Annotated in this window: 7 protein-coding genes; 2 read left to right on the top strand and 5 right to left on the bottom strand. The window is 75.2% G+C overall.

Annotated elements, in window-relative coordinates:
• The coding region (locus tag RI554_06520) for a hypothetical protein (GenBank protein MDR9391667.1) at positions 1 to 661 on the top strand (661 nt) is incomplete at its 5' end.
• On the opposite strand, the gene aguB is transcribed toward RI554_06520, so the two are convergent.
• Positions 658 to 1563, bottom strand: coding sequence for an N-carbamoylputrescine amidase (gene aguB, locus RI554_06515; GenBank protein MDR9391666.1), 906 nt, complete (start codon positions 1561 to 1563; stop codon positions 658 to 660). The genes RI554_06520 and aguB overlap by 4 nt on opposite strands.
• Positions 1560 to 2705, bottom strand: a complete 1146-nt coding sequence (locus RI554_06510; protein MDR9391665.1) for an agmatine deiminase family protein — start codon at positions 2703 to 2705, stop codon at positions 1560 to 1562. The genes aguB and RI554_06510 overlap by 4 nt, the downstream gene beginning before the upstream one ends.
• A gap of 16 nt (positions 2706 to 2721) precedes the next feature.
• Between RI554_06510 and speA the strand changes: the two genes are divergently transcribed.
• Positions 2722 to 4683, top strand: a complete 1962-nt coding sequence (speA, locus tag RI554_06505; protein ID MDR9391664.1) for a biosynthetic arginine decarboxylase — start codon at positions 2722 to 2724, stop codon at positions 4681 to 4683.
• Positions 4684 to 4711: 28 nt separating this feature from the next.
• Here speA and RI554_06500 read toward each other — a convergent pair whose 3' ends face one another.
• From RI554_06500 to RI554_06490, 3 genes are all read right to left on the bottom strand, one after another.
• Complete coding sequence (locus RI554_06500) at positions 4712 to 5461, bottom strand: MBL fold metallo-hydrolase (protein MDR9391663.1); 750 nt, start codon at positions 5459 to 5461, stop codon at positions 4712 to 4714.
• A gap of 118 nt (positions 5462 to 5579) precedes the next feature.
• Complete coding sequence (locus tag RI554_06495; GenBank protein MDR9391662.1) at positions 5580 to 5930, bottom strand: tRNA-binding protein; 351 nt, start codon at positions 5928 to 5930, stop codon at positions 5580 to 5582.
• On the bottom strand, positions 5927 to 7625 hold a 1699-nt coding region (locus tag RI554_06490), incomplete at its 5' end, for an ABC transporter ATP-binding protein (protein MDR9391661.1). The genes RI554_06495 and RI554_06490, both read right to left, overlap by 4 nt.

Below are 7625 nucleotides of genomic sequence, written 5' to 3'. Positions count from 1 at the left end.
CGCGGCTTCGCCCAGCGGCGACTGGCGGGCGTACGCCGAACGCGCGCCCGGCGACGTCCGCCGCGTCGTCGTCGAGCCCACCGACGCGCCCGACGGATCGCGTCGCGAGCTCGGGCACGTCGGCGTCGCCGCGTTCGCCTGGGCCCCCGACCGCGACCAGCTGGCGCTGCTGCGCCCCGTCACCGACCAACCGCACGCCTTCGGACCGCTCGGGGGGTTGGACGCCGCCACGGGCCTGTTCGAGCCGTGGACCGACGCCACCGTCGTCGCCTTCTGGTGGGCGCCCACCGGCGACCGCGTCGCGGTCCTCGCGGTCTCGGGCCCCGGCGGCGGCCGCGTCGCGCAGGCCGGACCGACCCGCCGCGTCGCGAGCCGCCTCGTGCAGGACGGTCCCGCCTTCCGCCTGGGCGTCGTCGACGTCGGTGCGGCGGAGACCACCTGGCTGGGCGAGGTGGCCCCGAGCGCGAACTTCCTGGCGCAGTACGTGCCCTTTTTCGATCAGTACGCCCGCAGTCACGCCACCTGGTCGCCCGACGGGCGGTGGCTGGCGCTGCCCCTGCAGGGGCCGAACGGTGCGCGGGTCGTCGCGATCGACGTCGCCGCCGCCCGCCTGCACGACCTTGGGGCCGGCGCGATGCCGGCCTTCCCCGGCCGGCGCTAGTCCGGCCCGTCGCGCCCGTCCGCGCCCGGCACCGGCGTGACGCCGTCGCGCGTCCGCAACGCGCCGTACAACTCCGGCCGCCGGTCGCGGAAGAATCCGAAGCCCGCCCGGAGGCGCCGGGCGGCGTCGACGTCGAGGCGCGCGTGCAGCACCGTCGTTTCGGTCTCGTCCGCCTCCGCCCGGACGTCGCCCAACGGTCCCGTGACGAACGACGAGCCGTAGAAGCGAAGCGCGTCCTCCACGCCCACGCGGTTCGCCGCCGCGACCGGCACGACGTTCGCGACGGCGTGCCCGACCATCACCCGCCGCCACGGGGCGCGCGTGTCGACGTCGCCCGCCTCCGGCGGTTCGGAGCCGATGGCGGTCGGGTAGAGCAGCAGCTCCGCGCCGGCGAGCGCCATCGCGCGGGCCGCCTCGGGGAACCACTGGTCCCAACAGATCCCCACGCCGATCCGTCCCGCCGCCGTCGACCACACCCGGAACCCGGTGTCGCCGGGCGCGAAGTAGTACTTCTCCTCGTAGCCGGGCCCGTCGGGCACGTGCGCCTTGCGGTACGTCCCGAGCCGGGCGCCGTCGGCGTCGAGCATCACGACGGTGTTGTAGTACGCCGGCCCGGCCGCCTCGAAGACGCTGAGCGGCAGCACCACGCCCAGCTCCGCCGCGAGCGCGGCGAACCGCGCCACCGTCGGGTGGCCGTCCAGCGGCGCGGCGAGGTCGAACGCCGCCTCGCGTTCGGTCTGCGGGAAGTACGGCCCCTCGAACAGTTCGGGGAGCAGCACCACCTGGGCGCCCTCCGCCGCCGCGCGGCGCACGAGCGCCTCCGCGGCGTCGAGGTTCGCCTCCCGCGGGCCCGCGCAGGCCATCTGGACGACGGCCAGATCCAGCGTCCGCCCGCCGCTCACGGCGCCCCACCCGCCACCAGGGGGACGCCGTCGCGCCCGAACGGCTCGGGCGTGCTCACGCAGTGCCACGCGCCGCCCCCCGTCACGAGCGCGTCCGCCGGCACGCCGACGACCGTCCGGTCCGGGAACGCCGCCGCCAGGACGTCCGCCGCGACGTCGTCGCGAGGGTCGCCGTACGTCGGCATCAGCAGCCCGCCGTTCACCAGCACGAAGTTGGCGTAGGTGCGCGGCGGGCGCACGCCGCCGTGGGGGCGGCGGTCGAGGGGCAGGGGCAGGGCGTGCACCGCGTACGGCCGCCCGTCGGCCGTCGCAGCGGCCGCGAGGGCCGCGCGGTTCGCCCGCGCGGCCGCCCCGTTGGCGGCGTCGTCCGCGTCGGGCACCACCAGGGCGACCGCGTCGGGGCCGACGAAACGCGCGACGGTATCGACGTGCCCGTCGGTGTGGTCGTCCACCAGGCCCCCCTCGAGCCACACGACCCGCTCCGCGCCCACCTGGTCGCGCAGCGCCGCCTCGGTCCGCGCGGCGTCCCAACCGGGGTTGCGGACGTCGCCCAGCAGCGACGTGCGCGTCGCCAGCACCGTCCCGTCGGACGCCATCTCCACCGCGCCCCCCTCGAGCACCAGGTCGGCGGCGAAGCGACGCACCCCGAGCGCCTCCGCGACGCGCGCCGGCAGCGCCGCATCGCGGGCGCTCGGGTAGCGTCCCCCCCACCCGTCGAAGCGCGCATCGAGGATCGCCCGGGTGGCGTCCGCACCGCGCAGGAACGTCGGGCCCTGGTCGCGCAGCCACACGTCGTCGTACGGCACCTCGAGCAGGTGGACCGCCTCCGTCGCCGCCCCCGCCGCGCGCAGGTGCTCGCGGGCGTCGCGCCGCACCGCCTCGTTCGCGACGAGCAGCACCAGCGGTTCGAACCGCGTGACGGCGGCCGCGAACGCCGCGAACGCGGTCCGGACCGCGCCCAGCATGCCCTCCCACCGCGCCTCGCCGTGCGGCCACGCGGTCCACGTCGCGGCGTGCGGGTCCGCGTCGCTGGGCACCGCGAAGCCGGCCGCGCGAGGCGTCGCCGCTTCGGACCGGGTGGGGAGGGGAGATGCGTCGCTGGGCACGGGACTCCGGGCGGGGGTGACCCCCGGCCCGCGCATGCTAGCGTGTTCGGCCGTGCCGGGACCCGCCCACGCCGACGTCGCCCCTCCGCCCCCCGCCCCCGACGCCGACCGCGACACGGTTCGCAGCGGCGTGCGCGACGATGCGCCCGGCGCGCCGTACGGCGTCGACGCCTGGTCGGCGGGGTACCTGCGGGTCGGCGAGGACGGCGCGCTGCGCGTCCGCGTCGCGGGGGCGGAGGTCGCCCTCGCCGACGTCGTCGACCACCTCGAGGCGGACGGACGCCCCCTGCCTACGATCCTGCGCTTCCCCCAGATCCTCGAGGACCGCCTCGCGCGCGTCCACGAGGCCTTCGAGGCCGCCATGGCGACGACCGGGTACCGCGGCGGGTACCAGGGCGTCTACCCGATCAAGGTCAACCAACGCCGCGTCGTCGTCGAGACGCTGGCCGGCGCCGGCGCACGCTGGCGCACCGGCCTCGAAGCCGGCAGCAAGGCGGAGCTCGCGCTGGTGTTGGTGCAGGACACCCACCCCGACGCGTTGATCCAATGCAACGGCTTCAAGGACGACGACTTCGTGCGCCTGGCGCTGTGGGGCCGGGCGCTCGGCAAGCACGTCGTGTTGACCCTCGAGAAGGTCGGGGAGCTCGATCGGGTCCTCCGCATCGCGCGGGAGATGGGCGTCCGACCGGCGATCGGGGTGCGCTTCAAACTCCACGCCGCCGGGAGCGGGACGTGGGCGTCGTCCGGGGGGGACGACGCGAAGTTCGGCCTCACCGCCGGCGAGGTCGCCGCCGTCGTCGCACGCCTCGAGGCGGCCGGCATGGCCGACGCCCTCGTGATGCTCCACACCCACGTCGGGAGCCAGGTCCCCGACGTGCACGCCATCCGCGTCGCGGTGCGCGAAGCGGCGCAGGTGTACGCCCACCTCGCGCGGAAAGGTACCGCACCGCGCTACCTGAACGTCGGGGGCGGCCTCGCGGTCGACTACGACGGCTCCAAGACGGCGACGCCCGCCTCGGCGAACTACGGGCTGTCGGAGTACGCCGAAGCGCTCGTGACGACCGTGGCGGAGGTGTGCGACGACGCGGGGGTCGCCCACCCCCGCCTCGTGACCGAATCGGGGCGGGCGTTGACGGCGCACCACGCCGTCGTCGTCGCGCCGGTCGTCGACGCCATCGGGCCCACCCGCGACCCGGTCGACCTGCCGCCCCTCCCCGGCGACCCCCACCCCCTCGTCGCCGACATGGAGGCGCTCCTGGCGGACGTCGGGCCCGACGCCTACCGGCGGGTGTACAACGAAGCGGTCTCCAACAAGGCGACGATGCACCAGCTGTTCGACCTCGGCTACCTCGGGCTCGCCGAACGCGCGCACGTCGAGCGCGCCTACGGCCGCATCCTCGCTGCGATCGCCGACGTCGTCGCCGACCTCGACTACGCCCCGGAGCCGTTCGACGAACTGCCCGACCGGCTGGCGGACACGTACGTCGTCAACTTCAGCCTGTTCCAGACCCTGCCCGACCACTGGGCGCTCGGCTCGCCGTTCCCGGTCGTCCCGCTCACGCGCCTCGACGAGCCCCCGACCCGCCGCGCGACGTTGGCGGACATCAGTTGCGATTCCGACGGCCGCATCCAGTCGTTCGTCGGGCGGCACGACGTCGGCCCGACCCTCCCGGTCCACGACGTGACGCCCGGCGGGCGCTACCTGCTGGGGTTCTTCCTCGTCGGCGGGTACCAGGACGTGCTCGCCAACGCCCACAACCTGTTCGGCCGGATGGCGGAGGCGCACGTGCGCCTGACGGGGGCGGACACCTTCGAAATCGAGCGGACCGTCCCCGGGCAGAAGGCGCGCCGCGTCATCGAGAACATGGGGTACGAAACCGACGAATTGCTCGCCGCGCTCGGCGCGGAGATCGACGAAGCGGCCCGGCTCGGTGCGGGCGTGAGCGACGAGGCCGCGTCGCGCCTCCGGGCGCTGTACGCCGCGGAGCTCGTCGGCTACACCTACCTGGAGTGACCGGCCGGAGGCGCGCCCGCGGCCGACGTCAGAACGTCAGGCGCTGCAACTCCTCGCCGACCGTCGCGCCCGGGAACGCCGCCTGGGCGGCGGCGACGTCGGCGGCGCGCACGTCGCGCGGGGGGACGTGCACCAGCACCAAGCGGCCGACGTCCGCGTCGATCGCGACCTGCGCCGCCTGCGCCGCGCCGGTATGGACCGGCCCCTCGCCGGTCGCCTCGTGCAGCAGGAGGTCCGCGCCGCGCACGAGGTCGGTGATGCGCGCATCGGGCGCCGTGTCGCCGCTGTAGCCGAGCACCCGGCCGCTGGCGACGTCCTCGAGGCGCAGCCCGACGCTGGGCACGGCGTGCGTCCCGGGCGCCGCGGTGACGCGCCAGCCGGCGCGCTCGAGGACATGCGCGCCGGCCCGGAGGTCGACCTCGTGCAGCTCGAGCCCGGGGTAGCCCTCCCACGCCTCGACGTCGAAGGCGTCGTGCACGCGCTCCACCTGCGCGAGGGCGGGCGCGATGCCGTAAACCGGCAGCGGCGCGCGCCGCCCCATCAGCCAGATCCGCTCCATGAGGAGGGGAAGGCCGGCGACGTGGTCGGCGTGCTCGTGCGTCACGATCAACGCCTCGAGGTGCGTCGGGTCGATCCCGACCGCCTCGAGGCGGGGCGCGACGTCGCCGCCGCAATCGATGAGGATCGCGCCGGCGTCGTTCTCCGCGGCGAGCATGGTGGTGGTGCGGTCGGGGTCGCTGCGCACGGCCCCGGTCCCGAGCAGGTGCACGGTCGGCATGGAGGCTCCCAACGTCCCCCGGCTGGGGACGCCCTACGATAGACGACGGCGCGGCGAACGGGCGACCGGTCGTACGTCGCGCCCCGCGTGCCGACCCCCACGCGCCGTCCCCCCGGACTCAGTACAGGCGCGTGCCGTTCGGGACGGGCCGCTCGACGCTCGTCAGGACCACCCCCTCGGGGGTGTCGAAGCCCGTCACGAGGCACTCGCTGAGGAACGGCCCGATGCGCCGCGGCGGGACGTTCACGAGGGCGACGACCTGCCGCCCGACCAGGTCCTCCGCGCCGTACAGGTCGGTAATCCGAGCGCTCGAGGTGCGCACGCCCAGCTGCGGACCGAGGTCCACCCACACTTTCCAGGCGGGGATGCGCGCGCCTGGGAACGCCTCGACCCGCGTGATGGTGCCGGCGCGCAGATCGGAACGGAAGAACGTCTCGACGTCGGTGGGGGGCGCCAGGTCGTCGTTCACGCGCCGGCCGCCCCCGTCTGCACCGTCCACAGGCCGGCGTACGTCCCGCCACGCGCCCGCAACGCCTCGTGCCGGCCCGACTCGACGAGGCGGCCGCCCTCGAGCACGTGAATGGCGTCGGCGTGCCGGATCGTCGACAACCGGTGGGCGATCACGATCGTGGTGCGGTGCTCCGTCACGGTCCGAAGCGAGCGTTGGATGGCGGCCTCGGTCTCGTTGTCCACCGCGCTCGTCGCCTCGTCGAGGATCAGGACCGGCGGGTCCTTCAGCAGCGCCCGCGCCAGCGACAGGCGTTGCCGCTGACCGCCCGAGAGGGTGTGGCCGCGCTCCCCGACGCGGGTGTCGAGGCCGCGCGGGAGGGCCGCGACGAAGTCGGCGGCCTCCGCGCGGTCGAGCGCCGCCCACAGGGCGGCGTCGTCCGCGCCGGGCCGGCCGACCGCCAGGTTCTCGCGCACCGACCCGTGGAACAGGTAGACGTCCTGCGAGACGAGACCGATCGCGCGCCGCACGTCGGTCCGCGCCAGCGCGCGCAGGTCCGCCCCGTCGAGCGTCACGCGCCCGGCGTCGGGATCGTGGAAGCGCAACAAGAGCTTCACGAGGGTGGACTTGCCCGCCCCCGTCGCCCCCACCACGCCGGTCGTCGTGCCGGCCGGGAACGCCAGGTCGAGCCCGCGCAGCACCGGCGCGCCGCCCGGGTAGGCGAAGTGCACGCCCTCGAGCGCCATCGCCCGGGGGGCGGGGCCGCCCGCCGGCCCCCCCGCGGCGGGGGCGGGCAGCGGGTCGAGCCCGTCGCGGAGGGCGGCGTCGACGTCGAGCAACGCGAAGATCCGGCGCGTCGACGCCATCGCGCGTTGGTAGAGATCGAACGTCTGGCCGAGGCGGGTGAGCGGCCACAACAAGCGCTGCGTCATGAACACCAGCGTGCTGTAGATCCCGACGCTGATCCCCCCGGCGATCGCCAGCGTGCCGCCCCACACGAGCGTCGCCATGAACCCCACGACGATCGCCATGCGGATGAGCGGCACGAACGCCGACGAAATCCGGATCGCGCGTTCGTTCGCCGCCAGGTAGCGCCGCGATCCCGCCGCGATCCGCTCCGCCGCCCGGTCCTCCGCCGTGAAGCTCTTGATGACCGCGATGCCGGCCAGGTGGTTCGCGAGGTCCTGGTTGATCGCCTCGACCTCGCTGCGCACCGCGGCGTAGCGCGGCGCCATGCGCCGCTGGAAGCGCAGCGACCCCCACACGATCAGCGGGATGGGCAGGAACGCCAACCAGGCGACGCCGGGCGCGGCGACGAAGAAGAACGCGCCGAGCAGCGCGACGGTCGTCACGAGTTGCAGGACCTCGTTCGCCCCGACGTCCAGGAAGCGCTCGAGCTGGTTGACGTCGTCGTTGAGCACGCTCATGAGGCCGCCGGTCGTACGCCGCTCGAACAGGCCGACCCCCTGGCGTTGGACGTGGTCGTACGTCTCGCACCGCAGGTCGTGCTCCAGCGCCTGCGCGAGGCCGCGCCACTGCACCTGAAAGACGTACTCGGTCACCGACTCGAGCGCCCACACCACGAACGTCGCGGCGGCCAGGACCGCCAGTTGCTCCTGCGCCCCGATCCCGAACGTCCGGCCCAACCACGACCCGTCCCCCCCGACGACGCTGTCGACCGCGACGCCGATCAGGAACGGCGGGGCCAGGTCGAAC

It is taken from the genome of Trueperaceae bacterium, from assembly GCA_031581195.1.
Classification (GTDB): Bacteria; Deinococcota; Deinococci; order Deinococcales; family Trueperaceae; genus SLSQ01.
The sequence above is the reverse complement of the archived record's forward strand: the minus strand, read 5'-3'. Positions and strand labels throughout refer to the sequence as shown.

Excerpts from the sequence above, each read along its gene's own strand:
- RI554_06510 (MDR9391665.1), bottom strand. The coding sequence starts at position 2,705 with ATGCGCGGGCCGGGGGTCACCCCCGCCCGGAGTCCCGTGCCCAGCGAC.
- RI554_06500 (MDR9391663.1), bottom strand. The coding sequence starts at position 5,461 with ATGCCGACCGTGCACCTGCTCGGGACCGGGGCCGTGCGCAGCGACCCC.